The sequence below is a fragment of the Rhodococcoides kyotonense genome (assembly GCF_001645385.1).
In the GTDB taxonomy this organism is placed as follows: domain Bacteria; phylum Actinomycetota; class Actinomycetes; order Mycobacteriales; family Mycobacteriaceae; genus Rhodococcoides; species Rhodococcoides kyotonensis_B.
On record NZ_LVHI01000041.1, the window covers coordinates 82,608 to 97,593 of the forward strand.

25 protein-coding genes are annotated in these 14,986 nt (G+C 64.0%); 4 read left to right on the forward strand and 21 right to left on the reverse strand.

Features of this window, described 5'->3' with window-relative positions; all coding sequences use genetic code 11:
* Nucleotides 1–2: 2 nt before the first annotated feature.
* The 10 genes from rpmD to A3K89_RS24930 form a co-directional block, all read right to left on the reverse strand.
* A complete protein-coding gene (gene rpmD, locus A3K89_RS24890) occupies nucleotides 3–182 on the reverse strand; it encodes a 50S ribosomal protein L30 (protein ID WP_019663565.1) in 180 nt (59 codons plus the stop codon).
* Nucleotides 182–841 carry a 30S ribosomal protein S5 gene (rpsE, locus tag A3K89_RS24895; protein WP_068432282.1) on the reverse strand — a complete coding sequence of 220 codons (660 nt, stop codon included), beginning with the start codon at nucleotides 839–841 and terminating at the stop codon, nucleotides 182–184. Before rpsE ends, rpmD begins: the two co-directional genes overlap by 1 nt.
* Before the next feature lie 31 nt (nucleotides 842–872).
* Nucleotides 873–1,283 (reverse strand): 50S ribosomal protein L18, encoded by a 411-nt coding sequence (rplR, locus tag A3K89_RS24900; protein WP_068432286.1) that lies wholly within the window; start codon nucleotides 1,281–1,283, stop codon nucleotides 873–875.
* A 1-nt stretch (nucleotide 1,284) separates the two neighbouring features.
* Nucleotides 1,285–1,824 carry a 50S ribosomal protein L6 gene (gene rplF / locus A3K89_RS24905; protein ID WP_068432288.1) on the reverse strand — a complete coding sequence of 180 codons (540 nt, stop codon included), beginning with the start codon at nucleotides 1,822–1,824 and terminating at the stop codon, nucleotides 1,285–1,287.
* Nucleotides 1,825–1,838: 14 nt separating this feature from the next.
* Entirely contained in the window at nucleotides 1,839–2,237 is a 399-nt protein-coding gene (gene rpsH, locus A3K89_RS24910; protein ID WP_068432291.1) for a 30S ribosomal protein S8, read from the reverse strand.
* Between the two features lie 389 nt (nucleotides 2,238–2,626).
* Nucleotides 2,627–2,812 (reverse strand): type Z 30S ribosomal protein S14, encoded by a 186-nt coding sequence (locus A3K89_RS25635; protein WP_084424121.1) that lies wholly within the window; start codon nucleotides 2,810–2,812, stop codon nucleotides 2,627–2,629.
* A 4-nt stretch (nucleotides 2,813–2,816) separates the two neighbouring features.
* On the reverse strand, nucleotides 2,817–3,380 hold the full coding sequence (rplE, locus tag A3K89_RS24915; protein ID WP_068432294.1) for a 50S ribosomal protein L5: 564 nt from the start codon (nucleotides 3,378–3,380) through the stop codon (nucleotides 2,817–2,819).
* Nucleotide 3,381: 1 nt separating this feature from the next.
* Nucleotides 3,382–3,699, reverse strand: a complete 318-nt coding sequence (rplX, locus tag A3K89_RS24920) for a 50S ribosomal protein L24 (RefSeq protein ID WP_068432297.1) — start codon at nucleotides 3,697–3,699, stop codon at nucleotides 3,382–3,384.
* Nucleotides 3,700–4,068: a 50S ribosomal protein L14 gene (rplN, locus tag A3K89_RS24925; protein ID WP_068432300.1), complete on the reverse strand. Its 369-nt coding sequence runs from the start codon at nucleotides 4,066–4,068 to the stop codon at nucleotides 3,700–3,702.
* 154 nt (nucleotides 4,069–4,222) lie between these two features.
* Entirely contained in the window at nucleotides 4,223–5,143 is a 921-nt protein-coding gene (locus tag A3K89_RS24930) for a glycosyltransferase (protein ID WP_068432305.1), read from the reverse strand.
* 209 nt (nucleotides 5,144–5,352) lie between these two features.
* Here A3K89_RS24930 and A3K89_RS24935 point away from each other — a divergent pair, with 209 nt between their 5' ends.
* Nucleotides 5,353–6,696 (forward strand): AIM24 family protein, encoded by a 1,344-nt coding sequence (locus tag A3K89_RS24935; protein ID WP_174551512.1) that lies wholly within the window; start codon nucleotides 5,353–5,355, stop codon nucleotides 6,694–6,696.
* A 74-nt stretch (nucleotides 6,697–6,770) separates the two neighbouring features.
* Here A3K89_RS24935 and rpsQ read toward each other — a convergent pair whose 3' ends face one another.
* The 11 genes from rpsQ to rpsJ are packed head-to-tail and all read right to left on the reverse strand — an operon-like array spanning nucleotide 6,771 to nucleotide 12,055.
* Entirely contained in the window at nucleotides 6,771–7,049 is a 279-nt protein-coding gene (gene rpsQ / locus A3K89_RS24940; RefSeq protein ID WP_068432307.1) for a 30S ribosomal protein S17, read from the reverse strand.
* Nucleotides 7,046–7,291 (reverse strand): 50S ribosomal protein L29, encoded by a 246-nt coding sequence (gene rpmC, locus A3K89_RS24945; RefSeq protein WP_019663551.1) that lies wholly within the window; start codon nucleotides 7,289–7,291, stop codon nucleotides 7,046–7,048. Before rpmC ends, rpsQ begins: the two co-directional genes overlap by 4 nt.
* On the reverse strand, nucleotides 7,291–7,707 hold the full coding sequence (gene rplP / locus A3K89_RS24950) for a 50S ribosomal protein L16 (RefSeq protein WP_068432308.1): 417 nt from the start codon (nucleotides 7,705–7,707) through the stop codon (nucleotides 7,291–7,293). Before rplP ends, rpmC begins: the two co-directional genes overlap by 1 nt.
* A 2-nt stretch (nucleotides 7,708–7,709) precedes the next feature.
* Nucleotides 7,710–8,513, reverse strand: a complete 804-nt coding sequence (rpsC, locus tag A3K89_RS24955) for a 30S ribosomal protein S3 (protein WP_068432310.1) — start codon at nucleotides 8,511–8,513, stop codon at nucleotides 7,710–7,712.
* On the reverse strand, nucleotides 8,513–8,932 hold the full coding sequence (rplV, locus tag A3K89_RS24960; RefSeq protein ID WP_068432312.1) for a 50S ribosomal protein L22: 420 nt from the start codon (nucleotides 8,930–8,932) through the stop codon (nucleotides 8,513–8,515). Before rplV ends, rpsC begins: the two co-directional genes overlap by 1 nt.
* Nucleotides 8,929–9,210 (reverse strand): 30S ribosomal protein S19, encoded by a 282-nt coding sequence (gene rpsS, locus A3K89_RS24965; RefSeq protein ID WP_008718309.1) that lies wholly within the window; start codon nucleotides 9,208–9,210, stop codon nucleotides 8,929–8,931. Before rpsS ends, rplV begins: the two co-directional genes overlap by 4 nt.
* Nucleotides 9,211–9,223: 13 nt before the next feature.
* Nucleotides 9,224–10,060 carry a 50S ribosomal protein L2 gene (rplB, locus tag A3K89_RS24970; protein WP_068432314.1) on the reverse strand — a complete coding sequence of 279 codons (837 nt, stop codon included), beginning with the start codon at nucleotides 10,058–10,060 and terminating at the stop codon, nucleotides 9,224–9,226.
* 39 nt (nucleotides 10,061–10,099) lie between these two features.
* Nucleotides 10,100–10,405, reverse strand: a complete 306-nt coding sequence (gene rplW, locus A3K89_RS24975) for a 50S ribosomal protein L23 (RefSeq protein WP_068432316.1) — start codon at nucleotides 10,403–10,405, stop codon at nucleotides 10,100–10,102.
* Entirely contained in the window at nucleotides 10,402–11,073 is a 672-nt protein-coding gene (rplD, locus tag A3K89_RS24980) for a 50S ribosomal protein L4 (RefSeq protein ID WP_068432322.1), read from the reverse strand. The genes rplW and rplD overlap by 4 nt, the downstream gene beginning before the upstream one ends.
* A complete protein-coding gene (gene rplC, locus A3K89_RS24985; RefSeq protein WP_068432479.1) occupies nucleotides 11,070–11,735 on the reverse strand; it encodes a 50S ribosomal protein L3 in 666 nt (221 codons plus the stop codon). Before rplC ends, rplD begins: the two co-directional genes overlap by 4 nt.
* A 14-nt stretch (nucleotides 11,736–11,749) precedes the next feature.
* Complete coding sequence (rpsJ, locus tag A3K89_RS24990) at nucleotides 11,750–12,055, reverse strand: 30S ribosomal protein S10 (protein ID WP_003938093.1); 306 nt, start codon at nucleotides 12,053–12,055, stop codon at nucleotides 11,750–11,752.
* Nucleotides 12,056–12,539: 484 nt separating this feature from the next.
* On the opposite strand from rpsJ, the gene A3K89_RS24995 reads away from it, so the two are divergent.
* The 3 genes from A3K89_RS24995 to A3K89_RS25005 are packed head-to-tail and all read left to right on the forward strand — an operon-like array spanning nucleotide 12,540 to nucleotide 14,911.
* Nucleotides 12,540–13,043, forward strand: coding sequence for a hotdog fold domain-containing protein (locus A3K89_RS24995; protein ID WP_068432325.1), 504 nt, complete (start codon nucleotides 12,540–12,542; stop codon nucleotides 13,041–13,043).
* A 24-nt stretch (nucleotides 13,044–13,067) separates the two neighbouring features.
* The gene (locus A3K89_RS25000; RefSeq protein WP_068432331.1) at nucleotides 13,068–13,943 is read left to right on the forward strand and encodes a prephenate dehydrogenase dimerization domain-containing protein; all 876 of its coding nucleotides are present in this window, start codon (nucleotides 13,068–13,070) and stop codon (nucleotides 13,941–13,943) included.
* A 14-nt stretch (nucleotides 13,944–13,957) separates the two neighbouring features.
* Nucleotides 13,958–14,911 (forward strand): AurF N-oxygenase family protein, encoded by a 954-nt coding sequence (locus tag A3K89_RS25005; RefSeq protein ID WP_068432480.1) that lies wholly within the window; start codon nucleotides 13,958–13,960, stop codon nucleotides 14,909–14,911.
* The last annotated feature ends 75 nt before the right edge of the window (nucleotides 14,912–14,986 follow it).

Sequence of the window (14,986 nt, forward strand, 5' to 3'; positions counted from 1 at the left end):
GGTTAGACCTCCTCAACTGTGACGAGGTGGCGCACCACGTTGACCAGTCCGCGAGTCTGCGGCGTGTCCTCGCGAACGACGGACTGGCGAATGCCCTTCAGTCCGAGCGTCCGCAGGCTGTCCCGCTGGTTCGACTTCTGGCCGATGGTGCTCTTGATCTGAGTGACCTTCAGCTGTGCCATTACTTCACCGCTCCTGCCTGTGCGCGCGCACGGAGCATGCCTGCGGGAGCAACCTCTTCGAGGGTCAGGCCGCGGCGAGCCGCGACTTCCTCGGGACGCTGCAGTTCCTTCAGAGCCTGCACGGTGGCGTGGACGACGTTGATGGCGTTGTCGCTTCCGAGCGACTTCGACAGCACGTCGTGGATTCCGGCGCACTCCAGCACGGCGCGGACAGCACCACCGGCGATGACACCGGTACCGGCGCTGGCCGGACGGAGCATGACGATGCCTGCTGCAGCTTCACCCTGGACGGGGTGCGTGATGGTGCCGCCGATCATCGGAACGCGGAAGAAGCCCTTGCGTGCCTCTTCGACGCCCTTCTGGATCGCCGCGGGAACTTCCTTGGCCTTGCCGTAGCCGACGCCGACCAAGCCGTTGCCGTCGCCGACGATGACGAGGGCGGTGAAGCTGAAGCGACGACCACCCTTGACGACCTTGGAGACGCGGTTGATCGCGACTACGCGCTCGATGAAGTTCGACTTCTCGGCAGCGTTTCCGCCACGCGAGTTGTCGCGACGATCGCGTCCACCGCGGTTGTCACCGCGGTTGTCGCCGCTGTTCGGTCCACTGTTCTGTCCGGCGGGGCCGTTTCCGCCGTCACGCCGTTGACGTCCCGGCATCAGGCTGTCCTTCCGTTGTTCGTGGTCATCATCAGAATGCCAACCCGCCTTCGCGGGCAGCATCTGCCAGAGCCGCGATGCGGCCGCTGTAGGTGTTGCCGCCGCGGTCGAAGACGACCGCGTCGATTCCAGCTGCCTTGGCGCGGCTGGCGATGAGCTCGCCGACCTTGGCGCTCTGCGCCTTCTTGTCGCCGTCCAACGCGCGCACGTCCGCCTCGATGGTCGACGCGCTGGCCAACGTGTGGCCTGCGAGGTCGTCCACGAGCTGGACATGGATGTGGCGTGAGGAGCGGTTGACGACCAACCGGGGACGCTCGGGCGTTCCGGAGATCTTCTTGCGCAGGCGGAAGTGGCGACGTGCCTTGGAGAGGCGGCGCTTCGTCGAGACGTCGGTTCCGCGAGGAGTGCGGTCGACCTTCGCCTTGTCTGTTGTCTGGCTCATATCACTTACCCGTCTTTCCGACCTTGCGGCGGATGACTTCACCCTCGTAGCGGATGCCCTTGCCCTTGTACGGGTCCGGACGCCGCAGACGACGAATGTTGGCAGCGATCTGGCCGACTGCCTGCTTGTCGATGCCGCTGATGGTGAATCGCGTGGGCGACTCCACCGTGAACGTGATGCCTTCCGGTGCCTCGATCAGCACGGGGTGGCTGTACCCGAGAGCGAACTCGAGGTCCTTGCCCTTGAGGACAACGCGGTAACCGACGCCGTGAATCTCCATCTTGGTGGTGTAACCGTTGGTGACACCGGTGATGAGGTTGGCGACGAGGGTGCGCGAGAGGCCATGCAGCGAGCGGCTACGACGCTCGTCGTCCGGACGGGTGACAGCGATGCTGCCGTCCTCGGCTCGGGCGATCTGGATGGGCTCGGCGATCGTCAGCTCGAGGGAACCCTTGGGGCCCTTGACCGCGACGTTCTGGCCGTCGATGGTGATGTCGACGCCCGCGGGAACCGCGACCGGCAATTTTCCAATACGTGACATGGTGGTGGCCTCCCCTACCAGACGTAGGCGAGGACTTCTCCGCCCACACCCTGCTTGGCCGCCTGACGCTCCGTGAGCAGACCGGTGGACGTGGAGATGATCGCCACGCCCAGTCCGCCGAGAACCTTGGGCAGATTGGTGGATTTCGCGTACACACGAAGGCCGGGCTTCGAGATGCGACGCACGCCGGCGAGGCTGCGCTCACGGCTGGGTCCGTACTTGAGGTCGACGACGAGGGTCTTGCCCACCTCTGCGTCCTCGGTACGGTAATCAGCGATGTAGCCCTCGCGCTTCAGGATGTCGGCGATGTTCGCCTTCAGCTTCGAGTGAGGAAGCTTCACCTGGTCGTGGTACGCCGAGTTGGCGTTGCGCAGACGAGTCAAGAAGTCTGCGATTGGATCGGTCATCGTCATGGTGTGACCTGTGCACCTTTCTCGCAGCGGTTCCCATGCAGCACGCGCGAACTGGTGCCACCGGGTCGAAAGAAAACCCTTGGCCTGGCTCGTCACATCGTGGGCCTACAGCGAAGTGAACATGTCCTGACCGACTGTTGCCGGTCAGGGGTTGCGCTCCTGGCAATGCATCGCTGCACTGCCAGGTGTTACGAGTTTCAACGTGGAAGACTCGAGGTTGCGTCTGTCATTGCAAGGACTCGTGTGCAGGCACGACGAAGCCCGGGCAACCGCACAAGTGTAGGCAATGGGCCGCCGATCTCCAAATCGTCCGTTACGCGCAAAAACGGGCGTGGGTTCCATTCGGAACCCACGCCCGTCAGCGTGGTGCGAGGCCCGAGGGCCTCAGATCACCAGGAGCTCTTGTGAACGCCAGGAAGCTCACCGCGGTGCGCCATCTCGCGAACGCAGATACGGCACAAGCCGAACTTGCGGAACACCGAGTGGGGACGGCCGCAGCGGTTGCAACGCGTGTAGGCGCGCACAGCGAACTTCGGCTTCTTGTTGGCCTTGTTGACCAATGCCTTCTTAGCCATGGACTCAGTTCTCCTTGAACGGGAAGCCGAGGTGCTTGAGCAGCGCGCGGCCTTCTTCGTTGTTGGTTGCGGTGGTCACCACAGTGATGTCCATGCCGCGCGGACGATCGATCTTGTCCACGTCGATCTCGTGGAACATCGACTGCTCGTTGAGGCCGAACGTGTAGTTGCCGTTGCCGTCGAACTGCGTGCCGGAGAGGCCACGGAAGTCCCTGATTCGGGGAAGGGCAATGGAGGTCAGGCGGTCCAGGAACTCCCACATGCGGTCGCCGCGCAGCGTGACGCGCGCACCGATGGGCATTCCTTCGCGGAGCTTGAACTGTGCGATGGACTTGCGCGCCTTGCGGATCTCCGGCTTCTGACCGGTGATCGCAGCGAGGTCGGCAACTGCGCCGTTGATCAGCTTCGCGTCACGGGCGGCGTCGCCGACACCCATGTTGACGACGACCTTCACAACACCCGGGATCTGCATGACGTTGTCGTATGCGAACTCGGAGTTGAGAGCGTCGCGGATCTCGGCGCGGTAGCGCGCCTTCAGCCGAGGCTGCGTGTTCTCAGTGGTAGTCATCTCAGATGTCCTTCCCGTTCTTCCGGGAAATACGAACGCGCTTGCCGGTCTCTTCGTCGGTCCGGTAGCCCACGCGGGTGGGGTTGCCGTCCGAGTCGATGACCGCGACGTTCGAAACGTGGATCGGGGCTTCCTGCGTGACGATGCCGCCCGAGGAGGCGCCACGCTGGTTCGCGGAAACCGCGGTGTGCTTCTTGATGCGGTTCACGCCCTCGACGAGGACCTTGGAATCAGCCGGGTAGGCCTGGATGACCTTGCCCTTGGCGCCCTTGTCCTTACCTGCGATCACGAGAACGGTGTCGCCCTTGTGCACCTTCATTTACAGCACCTCCGGGGCGAGCGAGACGATCTTCATGAACTTCTTCTCGCGGAGCTCGCGGCCGACCGGGCCGAAGATACGAGTTCCACGGGGATCGTTGTCGGCCTTGATGAGCACCGCAGCGTTCTCGTCGAAACGGATGTACGAGCCATCCGGACGACGGCGCTCCTTGACGGTACGCACGATGACGGCCTTGACGACCTCACCCTTCTTGATGTTGCCGCCGGGAATGGCGTCCTTCACCGTTGCCACGATGACGTCGCCGATTCCGGCGTAGCGACGTGACGAGCCGCCGAGAACGCGGATGCAAAGGATTTCCTTCGCGCCCGTGTTATCAGCAACGCGTACGCGCGACTCCTGCTGAATCACAAACTTCTCCTAGACCTGGATGTGCTTACGTGCCGGATTTCCGTCCCGACACGCGCGGTCGGCTGCCGCAACACGGGCGCACGAGGGCACACCGCTGCCACAGGCAACTGGTCAAGTGTAGGGAACTACCGAGCCGAAACCAAATCGAGGCTGGTCACCAGACGAACGTGTGGTACTTCAATCCCCCGCGTACCTCACCGACGTGGGCAGCTACGGCGCGCAACCATTGTCCACGCGAGACTCGCGTGACGAATCGCGGCACGAGCGGGTTGCCGAGAAGCAACAGCCCCCACCATCGCATGGCCCGTCGTAGATGGACCGGCGGGCAGCCCTGGGCGCGATAGAGCCCTTGCACCTGGGCGAACCCGTAGCCCAATTTGTAGGACTGTCTGATCAACGGCACAAGCCTGTCGCGGAGTCGATATCCGACCAGTTGTTTTTGCGCGAAAGCAAGGGTGTACCCCGTCAATTGCGCGCGCCAGCAGAATTCGACGTCCTCGCTTGCTTTCAATTCGGACGACATTCCTCCGAGTGCGCGATATACCGAAGCCCAGCAACCGAAACTCGCACCGATCGCAAAAGGCAGAAATGTGGTCTTCCCTTGCGTCTCAGGCGGACTCGTCGGCGTCCAGTCGAGCGCCTTGGCCGTATTGATCGAGTCGGTCTCGACAGCGGTGCCGACGACGTCGCTCTCCTGCGCCAGATCGACCAACGTGGCAAGCCAGTCTGCGTGCACGACGTCGTCCGCGTCGCAGAAGGCAAGGAACTCACCACGGGCAGCGTTCGCGCCCTGGTTGCGTGCATACGACGGTCCCGCCTTCCCCGACGCGTCCACGTAGCGCACGTCGAGCAGTCCCTTGCGGGCGTATTCGCGCACATGTTGGTCGAGGCCGTCGTCCGACCCGTTGTCGGCGATCACGACCTCGACCGGGCCCGGGTAGCTCTGCTTGGCGAGACTGTCCAGCTGGTCGTCGAGATCCGGCAGCGAATTCTTTGCGGGAATGACGACGGAGACCAGGATCTCGTCGTGATGGCGTTTGGATTCCGATTTCTCGGAAACCTGCAGTTCGGTCATCGAAACCCCGCTCGCGTCGGCAGCCGGAAAACATGAAGAGACGTACAGCGATTCGACACTAATCCATTCGGACCGTCCTGTGCATCTCGTAACAGGTCGAACGAAATTGTTGTCGGTCGATTGATCGACTTGAAACCGCCGAAAGAATAATTTCGCCATTTCCGTTCGATTCTGCGGCCGATCCCCCGGTTCTGCCGACGTCGGGCACACTGGATCTCGTGAAGACACTCGCCCCTGGGGAGAATTGTCCGGCCCCGTCGTCCACCATGACGATCCACGTCGAGAGCGCGTATCCGCTGGACGTGTCGGCGTTGTTGCTCGCCGCGGACGGCCGTGTTCGTTCGGATGCGGACCTGATCTTCTACAACCAACCCGTCGGGCCCGGCGTCGAGTACCGCCACGAGGGCAGCCGTCACCGTATCGTCGTCGACACCGCCCACATTCCGTCCGACATCGACACAGTCGCAATCACGGCATCGCTGGATGGCACAGGCCCGACGACCTTCGCGGCCGCCGGTCCTGTCGCGACGACAGTGGGCGACGCGTCGGGAAGCGCCGTCGTGAGCTACCGAGCCGATGCCGGAGCTGACGAGTCCGCCCTGGTCTGTCTCGAGATCTACCGCCGCGGCTCGGACTGGAAGCTCCGCGCGGTGGGCCAAGGCTATGCCGACGGATTGGCCGGGCTGGCAACAGCTTTCGGCATCAGCATCGACGAAGAGCCAGCCCACGCGTCGGCCGCGTCGCCCACGATCACTCCCCCACCCACCCCGGCGGCCGCTCCCACATCGCCGGCTCCTACGTCAGGAGGGCATCAGCCCATGAAGAGTGACCTGTTCGCGCCCGCGCATTCCGAGGTCCCCGGCGCGGGTATTCAGAAGCAAGGCAGCAAGATGTGCCGGGTCGGCATGAACGGCGACGTCATGGCACGCGCCGGCTCGATGGTCGCCTACCAGGGCGATCTGAGCTTCGAAGCGAAGGGCTCGGGTGGCTTCGGCAGAGCCGTGCGTCAGGCGCTGTCCGGTGAGGGCGTGCCACTCATGAAGGTTTCCGGGCGCGGGGATCTGTTCCTCGCGAACGCCGCCCAGGACGTTCACCTGATAGATCTCGACGGGTCCGACGGTCTGACGATCAACGGTGCGAACGTACTGGCGTTCGATTCGTCGCTGAGCTACGACGTCAAACGCGTCCAGGGCGCGGCATCGGGCGGGAATGCCGGATTCTTCAACTGCGTGTTCACCGGACGAGGCCGTATCGCGATCACGACCGACGGCGTTCCTGTCGTGCTGAACGTGGATCAGCCGACGTTCGCCGATCCGCAGGCGGCGGTCGCATGGTCGTCCAGCCTGTCTACGCGAGTGAAGAAGAACGACTCGTTCGGCCTGGGGACGTTGATCGGTCGATCGACCGGCGAGCGCTTCACACTGGAGTTCGCGGGTCAGGGATTCGTCGTCGTCCAACCGTCGGAGCTGCCGCCTGTCGGCATGATCGGCGGTAGTGGAAGCGGCGAACAGGCGGGTGTCGGTGGCGCGCTCGGTGGACTCCTCGGACGCTGAGAGCCTCGCCGGAACATACGAAAAAGCCCGCTCCCATTCGGGAGCGGGCTTCGTTCGCAGTAAGGACGGGAGTCCTACTTGGCCTTCTCGAGGACCTCGACCAGTCGCCAGTGCTTCGTGGCGGACAGCGGGCGGGTCTCCATGAGCTGAACGCGGTCACCGATTCCGGCGACTCCGTTCTCGTCGTGGGCCTTCACCTTGGTCGTGCGACGGATGACCTTGCTGTAGAGCGGGTGCTTGACCCGGTCTTCCAGCTCGACCACGATCGTCTTCTGCATCTTGTCGGATACGACGTATCCGATGCGGGTCTTGCGGTTGTTGCGTCCTTCAGTCACAGTCTTTTCCTCGCTCATGCCGCGTCACCTGCAGTGTCGTCGGCAGGGCCGGTGGCCAGACCGAGCTCACGCTCACGCAGGACGGTGTAGATGCGCGCGATCTCGTGACGAACGGTGCGCAGTCGACGGTTGTTGTCCAGCTGGCCGGTAGCCATCTGGAAACGAAGGTTGAACAGCTCTTCCTTCGACTCGCGCAGCTTGGTGACCAGCTCTTCACCGGTGAGCTCGCGAAGCTCTGCGGCTGGGGTTCCGGTAGCCATCAGAACTGCTCCTCCCTGGTGATGATGCGTGCCTTCATCGGCAGCTTGTGGATTGCGCGAGTCAGTGCTGCACGCGCGGTTGCTTCGTCGGGGAACGAGAGCTCGAAGAGCACCCGACCCGGCTTGACGTTCGCGACCCACCACTCGGGCGAACCCTTACCGGAACCCATTCGGGTCTCGGCAGGCTTCTTGGTGAGCGGGCGGTCCGGGAAGATGTTGATCCAGACCTTGCCGCCACGCTTGATGTGGCGAGTGATCGCGATTCGGGAAGCTTCGATCTGACGGTTGGTGATGTAGGCGGGCTCGAGAGCCTGGATGCCGTAGTCACCGAACGTCACGTGGTTGCCGCCCTTGGACGCACCCGATCGCTTCGGGTGGTGCTGCTTCCGGTGCTTGACCCGGCGTGGGATCAACATCGTCAGCCCTCCTGATTCGACTCGGTCGAGGCCGGAGCCTCTGCGGATGCCGCGCGACCGGCCTCGGTGCTGGTCGCCGTGGTGCCCGAAGCACCGGAACGACGCGGACGCGAGGGACGCTCACGACGCGGGCGGTCGTTGCCTGCAGCAGGTGCAGCAGCGGCCAGCTCACGACGGCCACCGACGATGTCGCCCTTGTAGATCCAGACCTTCACGCCGATGCGGCCGAAGGTGGTCTTGGCTTCGTACAGTCCGTAGTCGATGTCCGCACGAAGCGTGTGCAGCGGCACACGGCCTTCGCGGTAGAACTCCGAGCGGGACATCTCGGCGCCGCCGAGACGGCCGGAGCACTGGACACGAATGCCCTTGACGTTCGGCTGACGCATGGCCGACTGGATGGCCTTACGCATCGCGCGACGGAATGCGACGCGGTTGCTGAGCTGCTCGGCAACACCCTGGGCCACGAGCTGAGCCTCGGACTCGGCGTTCTTGACCTCGAGGATGTTGAGCTGAACCTGCTTGCCGGTCAGCTTCTCGAGTGCTCCGCGGATGCGGTCGGCTTCGGCGCCACGGCGACCGATGACGATGCCCGGGCGTGCCGTGTGGATGTCCACGCGAACACGGTCACGGGTGCGCTCGATCTCGACCTTCGCGATACCCGCGCGCTCCATGCCGGTGGCGAGAAGCTTGCGGATCGCGACGTCTTCCTTGACGTACTCCGAGTACTGCTTGTCTGCGTACCAACGCGACTTCCAGTCAGTGGTGATACCCAAGCGGAAGCCGTGCGGGTTGATTTTCTGACCCACTACTGAGCCCCTTCCTTGGACGCCTGACCCTTGCGGCGGTTACGGCTGGTTCCACCGGTCTTGGGCAGGCTCTCGACGATCACCGTGATGTGGCTCGTGCGCTTGCGGATCCGGAATGCCCGGCCCTGAGCACGCGGCTGGAAACGCTTGAGGGTTGCGCCCTCGTCCACGAATGCAGTCGCGACGACCAGCGTGCTGGGGTCGAGATCCAGGTTGTTCTCGGCGTTGGCCGCTGCGGACGCGATCACCTTGGCGACCGGCTCGCTGGCTGCCTGCGGCGCGAACTTCAGGATGTTGAGCGCGTCCTCGACGGAGCGCCCGCGAACCAGATCGACGACGCGGCGTGCCTTCATGGGCGTGACGCGTACGTGCTTCGCGACGGCCTTTGCAGTCGGGTTGGCGGTTTCGGTCTTGCTCATCGCCTCTTCGCCTTCCGGTCGTCCTTGATGTGACCCTTGAACGTGCGGGTCGGTGCGAACTCTCCGAGCTTGTGGCCGACCATCGAGTCGGACACGAACACCGGCACGTGCTTACGGCCGTCGTGGACGGCGAAGGTGTGACCGATGAAGTCGGGGAGAATTGTCGAGCGACGGGACCAGGTCTTGATGACCTGCTTGGTTCCCTTGTCGTTCTGGACGTCGACCTTCGCGAGGAGGTGATCGTCTACGAACGGGCCTTTCTTCAGGCTGCGTGGCATTCTGAACTCCCTCCTAGCGCTTGTTCTTGCCGGTACGGCGACGACGGACGATGAGCTTGTCGCTCGCCTTGTTCTTGCGGGTACGGCCTTCAGGCTGTCCCCAGGGGCTGACCGGGTGGCGACCACCGGAGGTCTTGCCCTCACCACCACCGTGCGGGTGGTCGACCGGGTTCATGACGACACCACGGACGGTCGGGCGCTTGCCCTTCCAGCGCATACGGCCGGCCTTGCCCCAGTTGATGTTCGACTGCTCGGCGTTGCCGACCTCGCCGACGGTTGCGCGGCAGCGCACGTCGACGCGACGGATCTCGCCGGAGGGCATACGCAGGGTGGCGTAGGTGCCTTCCTTGCCGAGGAGCTGGATGCTCGATCCGGCGGAGCGGGCCATCTTGGCGCCGCCACCGGGACGAAGCTCCACAGCGTGGATGGTCGTACCCGTGGGGATGTTGCGCAGCGGCAGGTTGTTACCCGGCTTGATGTCGGCGCCTGCGCCGGACTCGATCGGGGATCCCTGGCTGATGCCCTTGGGTGCGACGATGTAGCGCTTCTCGCCGTCCGCGTAGTGCAGCAGTGCGATGTTGGCGGTGCGGTTGGGGTCGTACTCGATGTGAGCGACCTTGGCCGGCACGCCGTCCTTGTCGTTGCGACGGAAATCGATCAGACGGTACGCGCGCTTGTGACCGCCACCCTTGTGCCGGGTGGTGATACGACCGTGTGCGTTACGTCCACCGCGACCGTGCAGGGGGCGAATCAGCGACTTCTCGGGCGTGCTGCGAGTGATCTCCGCGAAATCGGAGACACTGGAGCCGCGGCGGCCCGGAGTGGTCGGCTTGTACTTACGGATTGCCATGAGTCTTCTCGTCCTCTAGTTCCGAAGAATCCCAGCCGCTTACGCGACCGGACCTCCGAAGATCTCGATGGGCTTGCTGTCGGCGGAGAGCGTCACGAGCGCGCGCTTGGTGTCCTTGCGCTTGCCGTAACCGAACCGGGTCCGCTTGCGCTTGCCCTGACGGTTCTGCGTGTTGACGCTGGTCACGGTGACGTCGAAGATCTTCTCGACGGCAATCTTGATCTGCGTCTTGTTCGAATCCGGGTGCACCAGGAAGGTGTAGGTGCCTTCCTCGATCAGTCCGTAGGACTTCTCGGAGATGACCGGCGCCAGCAAGATGTCGCGGGGATCGGCGATGGTGGTCACTTGCTTCCCTCCTCGTTCTTCGCAGGCCCTGCGATGAACGTGTTCAGCGCTTCAACGCTGAATACGACGTCATCGGCTTCGAGCACGTCGTACGTGTTGAGCTGGTCGGGTGCGATGGGGTGCACGCCGTCCAGGTTCTGGACGCTCTTCCACGCTGCGATGTCTTCGCGGCCGACGACCAGAAGGACCTTCTTGCGGTCCGAGATCTCGGCGAGGAACGACTTGGCAACCTTGGTCGACGGGGTCTGTCCGGCCACCAGTTCGGTGATCACGTGCAGACGCTCGTTGCGGGTCCGGTCGGAGAGGGCTCCGCGCAGAGCGGCGGCCTTCATCTTCTTCGGGGTCCGCTGGCTGTAGTCACGCGGCTGCGGTCCGTGAACGGTTCCACCGCCGACGAACTGCGGAGCGCGGGTCGAGCCCTGACGAGCGCGGCCGGTGCCCTTCTGGCGGTACGGCTTCTTGCCGCCACCGCGAACGTCGCCACGAGTCTTCGTGGAGTGCGTTCCCTGACGAGCAGCAGCGAGCTGTGCGACGACGACCTGATGCATCAGCGCGACGTTCGCAGGAGCGTCGAAGATCTCGGCGGGGAGATCGACGGTGCCGTTGGTCTTGCCACCGGCTTCCTTGACGTCCAGCGTCAGATTGGTCTTCTTCTCGAGGCTGGTCATGCCCGTGCACCACCCTTCAATGCGGACTTGACGATCACGACGTTGCCGCGACGGCCGGGGATCGCTCCCTTGATCAAGAGCAGACCGTTCTCGCTGTCCACCTTGTGGACCGAGAGGTTCTGCGTGGTGACGCGGTCGCCACCCATGCGTCCGGACATGCGCATTCCCTTGAAGACGCGACCGGGGGTTGCACAACCACCGATGGATCCGGGACGACGGTGGACAGCCTGCGCACCGTGGCTTGCACCCTGGCCGGCAAAGCCGTGGCGCTTCATGGTTCCGGCGAAGCCCTTGCCCTTGCTGGTGCCGGTGACGTCGACGAATGCGCCGTCCTCGAACACAGCGGCGGTGAGCTCCTGGCCGACCTCGAACTGCGAGGCGTCGGCGACACGGATCTCCACGACGTGGCGGCGGGGCGTGACACCTGCCTTCTCGAACTGGCCTGTGGTCGGCTTGTTCACCTTGCGCGGGTCGATCGCACCGAAGGCGACCTGGACTGCGCTGTAGCCGTCGCGCTCCTGCGTGCGGATCTGGGTGACCACGTTCGGGCCTGCCTTGATCACGGTCACGGGAACGACGCGGTTGTTCTCGTCGAAGACCTGGGTCATTCCGAGCTTCGTGCCCAGAATTCCTGTCGCAGGCCGATTCTTGTTATCAGTCATCGTTGTCTCCGCGCTCACTGGATGTTGACGTCGACACTGGCAGGCAGATCGATGCGCATGAGCGCGTCGACCGTCTTCGGCGTCGGGTCGAGGATGTCAATGAGCCGCTTGTGAGTACGCATCTCGAAGTGTTCGCGCGAATCCTTGTACTTGTGGGGCGAACGGATGACGCAGTACACGTTCTTTTCGGTCGGCAACGGCACCGGTCCGACGACGCGGGCACCCGTACGGGTGACCGTCTCGACGATCTTGCGCGCTGACGCATCGATCGCCTCATGGTCGTAGGCCTTGAGCCTGATGCGGATCTTTTGTCCCGCCACGCTTAGTGTCCTTTTCTTGCCGCTTGTCGTAGAACCGGCCACTCGGCCTGCTCCACCTCGTATGCACAGTCCCCGAGTCGTTCGGTTTCCCCGAATAGGACTCGAACTGCCTTCGTGCTCGCACGACAGACCGAACGTTGGCGATCAGGCGGGTACCCGATCCGTTGCCGCTGTTCATCTGTCATGGTTCTCCGGTCCACGCGGTCGGGCGTGTCGTACTTCTACTCATACTTCGACCGCTTGCTCTTCTCCGAAGCTCCATGGCGCGAGGCCGTCGGTGCATCTCCGAGCTGGCGAACCGGACGCACTCACGTAAGAGTGCTGGTCCGTTCTGCTGTTCTTACCTGTTCGAGGCCGCACAGAAGCGCGTCCCTGCCCAGGCAACCCGACCAGTATGCCGTACACCGGCCGTGAGTACAAATCCGCCCCGATTGCCCAGCGCATGCCGCTGTCGCCCGAACTTACTCGGCGGTAAGGTGCGGACATGACCGCCACTGTGAACACCGTCGGACCTACGTACCGCACCTGGCAGCGCCTGCCACGCACTGTCGTGGGAGAAGCACTGTTCTCTCTGGGAATGTGCGTGCGCGTACCGTACTTCGGCACCATTCTCCCCCACATCCGATCGCTCGAACCAGGCCGATGCGAGGTGACAACGCCGAAGTGGTGGGGCATCCGCAATCACCTCGGGACCTTCCACGCCATCGCCGCGTGCAATCTCGCCGAGGTCGCGATGGGAATGCTCGCGGAGGCGACGGTCCCGACGACGCACCGCTGGATCCCCAAGGAGATGAGGGTGCAGTACCTGACCAAGGCGACGACATCGCTCCACGCCGTCGCCGAGATCGAAATACCCGACTTCGACACGATCGACAACGGCATGGATCTCGTCGTTCCCGTACGGATCACCGACAAGGCCGGGACCGAGGTCGTGCATGCCGACATCACGATCTGGGTCTCGCGCGCCGCGCGCACGCACGATCGGTGAACCGCTGCACTACATACTGGTCGCATGAAGACGTACGACGCCGTGGTCGCGGGCGGCAGCGGTGCCGTCGGCACCCTGCTCGCCCACCTTCTGGCGGATGACGGGTCGACGGTCCTGACAGTCGACCGTGTCGCTCCACACGACCGGGACGCGAGCATCGACCACGTCGTCGGTGACATCACGGACCCTGACGAACAGTTGGCGTCACACCTGAGCACAGCCGGCGTCGTCGTGCTTGCGGTTCCGGAATCCGTTGCGCTGCAATCAATTTCGCAGTGGCGCGCTCCGACCGGCCTGCTTGTCGAAACGCTGTCGGTGAAGTCGGGATTCGCGTCGTCCGTGGGCGACATCGCGGGCCCGGTCATCGGCATCAACCCGATGTTCGCGCCGGCCCTCGGTATGCAGGGCCGCCCGGTAGCCGCCGTCACGCACCGATCCGGAACAGCTGCGACCGAGTTCCTGGACAGGGTCCGACGCTGGGGTGGGCGCGTGGTCGAACTCGACGCGGATACGCACGACAGGTTGGCGGCCGCGACGCAGGCGCTGACGCACGCGGCGGTGCTGGCCTTCGGTTCGGCGCTGGGCGAACTGGGCGTCGACGCGTCCCTGGTCGACGCCGTCGCTCCTCCCCCGGCCCGGACTCTCCTCGCCCTCCTCGCACGGGTCTCGGGTGGTCAACCGGAGGTCTACTGGGACGTTCAGGCCGGCAATCCCCATGCGGCCGCGGCACGCGCGGCGTTGGCGCGCGGGCTTCGTGACCTCGACGCGACCGTCGCGTCCGGAACCGAGCCGGACTTCGCCGAACTCATGCGACGTGCGGGCGCATCGGTGCCGAACGGTGACGTCTATTCGGCGTTGTGTACCGAGCTTTTCGGTACGGTTCGAGGTAGCGCCACGTGACAGAGGACTACGCAATGATCGAACACCCCTCGCTTCCCGAGTACGACGCCACCGACCCCGTCGAAAGCGCCGTGGTCAAGCGTCTGGCCGGAAACTGGGAGCACCGGGCAACCGTCAAGAAGGCCGAACCGGATCTCGACGACCTCTTCGATCCTGCCAAGCACGATTTCCCCGAAGCTCTCATTCCGTTCGCGGAGCACGACACCTACCGCGAACTCCCCGAGGCCAGGCGCGAGAAGCTCCGAGCGTGGGGCTGGATCGCCTACAATAAGAACGTCATGGACGTCGAGCAGCAGGTCGTCAATCCGGGTTTCTCGTTGCTGGCGCAGGATGCCTTCGAGACCGGACTCGGCGACACACTCGCGGTCGCCGTCACTCAGGCAATGGTCGACGAGCAGTACCACACCCTCATGCACCTCAACGCGAGCGTCCTGACGCGTCGCAGGCGCGGTTGGCCCCTTCGAACGCAGAGCCTTCCCTTCAGCGCGACGGTTCGACGACGCCAGAAAGCACAGCTGACGGCACCGGACTCGGAGAGCGCAGCTCTCAGCGCCCTCGCGTTCACGACGGTGGCAGAGATCTCGATCACCTCCTACCTCGACCTGATAGAGGACAACGAACTGGTCCAGCCGGTGAACCGGGCAACCGTCAAGCTGCACAACCGAGACGAGTACTGCCACGCGTCGATCGCCGACGACCTGGCGGGCATCGTGTTCGAGAAGCTCGACGACCGAGGTCGACGCAGTTTTCTCGACGGCCTGAAAGACGGAATGGACGCGTTCTCCAGTACGGACTTCTCGACGTGGCGAGCCATTCTGCGTCAGGAGGAGGTCCCCGACTTCGAGCGAATGCTGAACGAGGTCGAGTCCGACGGGAGCAGGCGGCAGCTGATCCAGGACTACAGCGGCATCAGGGCGCTGTGCCGAAAACTCGACGTCGAGGACGAAATCGGTATCGACTGGGCGTGAGCGTTCGCTCGGGTTCGCTGTGACCGCAGGTAACATCTCAGGGCGGAACTGCTCGACCCTCACTGTCCCCGACCG

Bases quoted from the DNA above. Each gene is read 5' to 3' on its own strand.
- rplR (WP_068432286.1), bottom strand. From the start codon at position 1,283: ATGAGCCAGACAACAGACAAGGCGAAGGTCGACCGCACTCCTCGCGGA.
- rplB (WP_068432314.1), bottom strand. From the start codon at position 10,060: ATGGCAATCCGTAAGTACAAGCCGACCACTCCGGGCCGCCGCGGCTCC.
- rplE (WP_068432294.1), bottom strand. From the start codon at position 3,380: ATGACTACCACTGAGAACACGCAGCCTCGGCTGAAGGCGCGCTACCGC.
- A3K89_RS25635 (WP_084424121.1), bottom strand. From the start codon at position 2,812: ATGGCTAAGAAGGCATTGGTCAACAAGGCCAACAAGAAGCCGAAGTTC.
- rplF (WP_068432288.1), bottom strand. From the start codon at position 1,824: ATGTCACGTATTGGAAAATTGCCGGTCGCGGTTCCCGCGGGCGTCGAC.
- A3K89_RS25005 (WP_068432480.1), top strand. From the start codon at position 13,958: ATGATCGAACACCCCTCGCTTCCCGAGTACGACGCCACCGACCCCGTC.
- rpmC (WP_019663551.1), bottom strand. From the start codon at position 7,291: ATGGCTACCGGAACCCCAGCCGCAGAGCTTCGCGAGCTCACCGGTGAA.
- rpsE (WP_068432282.1), bottom strand. From the start codon at position 841: ATGCCGGGACGTCAACGGCGTGACGGCGGAAACGGCCCCGCCGGACAG.
- rpsQ (WP_068432307.1), bottom strand. From the start codon at position 7,049: ATGAGCGAGGAAAAGACTGTGACTGAAGGACGCAACAACCGCAAGACC.
- rpsH (WP_068432291.1), bottom strand. From the start codon at position 2,237: ATGACGATGACCGATCCAATCGCAGACTTCTTGACTCGTCTGCGCAAC.
- rplV (WP_068432312.1), bottom strand. From the start codon at position 8,932: ATGAGCAAGACCGAAACCGCCAACCCGACTGCAAAGGCCGTCGCGAAG.
- rpmD (WP_019663565.1), bottom strand. From the start codon at position 182: ATGGCACAGCTGAAGGTCACTCAGATCAAGAGCACCATCGGCCAGAAG.
- rpsS (WP_008718309.1), bottom strand. From the start codon at position 9,210: ATGCCACGCAGCCTGAAGAAAGGCCCGTTCGTAGACGATCACCTCCTC.
- A3K89_RS25000 (WP_068432331.1), top strand. From the start codon at position 13,068: ATGAAGACGTACGACGCCGTGGTCGCGGGCGGCAGCGGTGCCGTCGGC.
- rplC (WP_068432479.1), bottom strand. From the start codon at position 11,735: ATGACTGATAACAAGAATCGGCCTGCGACAGGAATTCTGGGCACGAAG.
- rplD (WP_068432322.1), bottom strand. From the start codon at position 11,073: ATGACCAGCCTCGAGAAGAAGACCAATCTGACGCTGGACGTCAAGGAA.
- A3K89_RS24930 (WP_068432305.1), bottom strand. From the start codon at position 5,143: ATGACCGAACTGCAGGTTTCCGAGAAATCGGAATCCAAACGCCATCAC.
- rplP (WP_068432308.1), bottom strand. From the start codon at position 7,707: ATGTTGATCCCACGCCGGGTCAAGCACCGGAAGCAGCACCACCCGAAG.
- A3K89_RS24995 (WP_068432325.1), top strand. From the start codon at position 12,540: ATGACCGCCACTGTGAACACCGTCGGACCTACGTACCGCACCTGGCAG.
- rplX (WP_068432297.1), bottom strand. From the start codon at position 3,699: ATGAAGGTGCACAAGGGCGACACCGTTCTCGTGATCGCAGGTAAGGAC.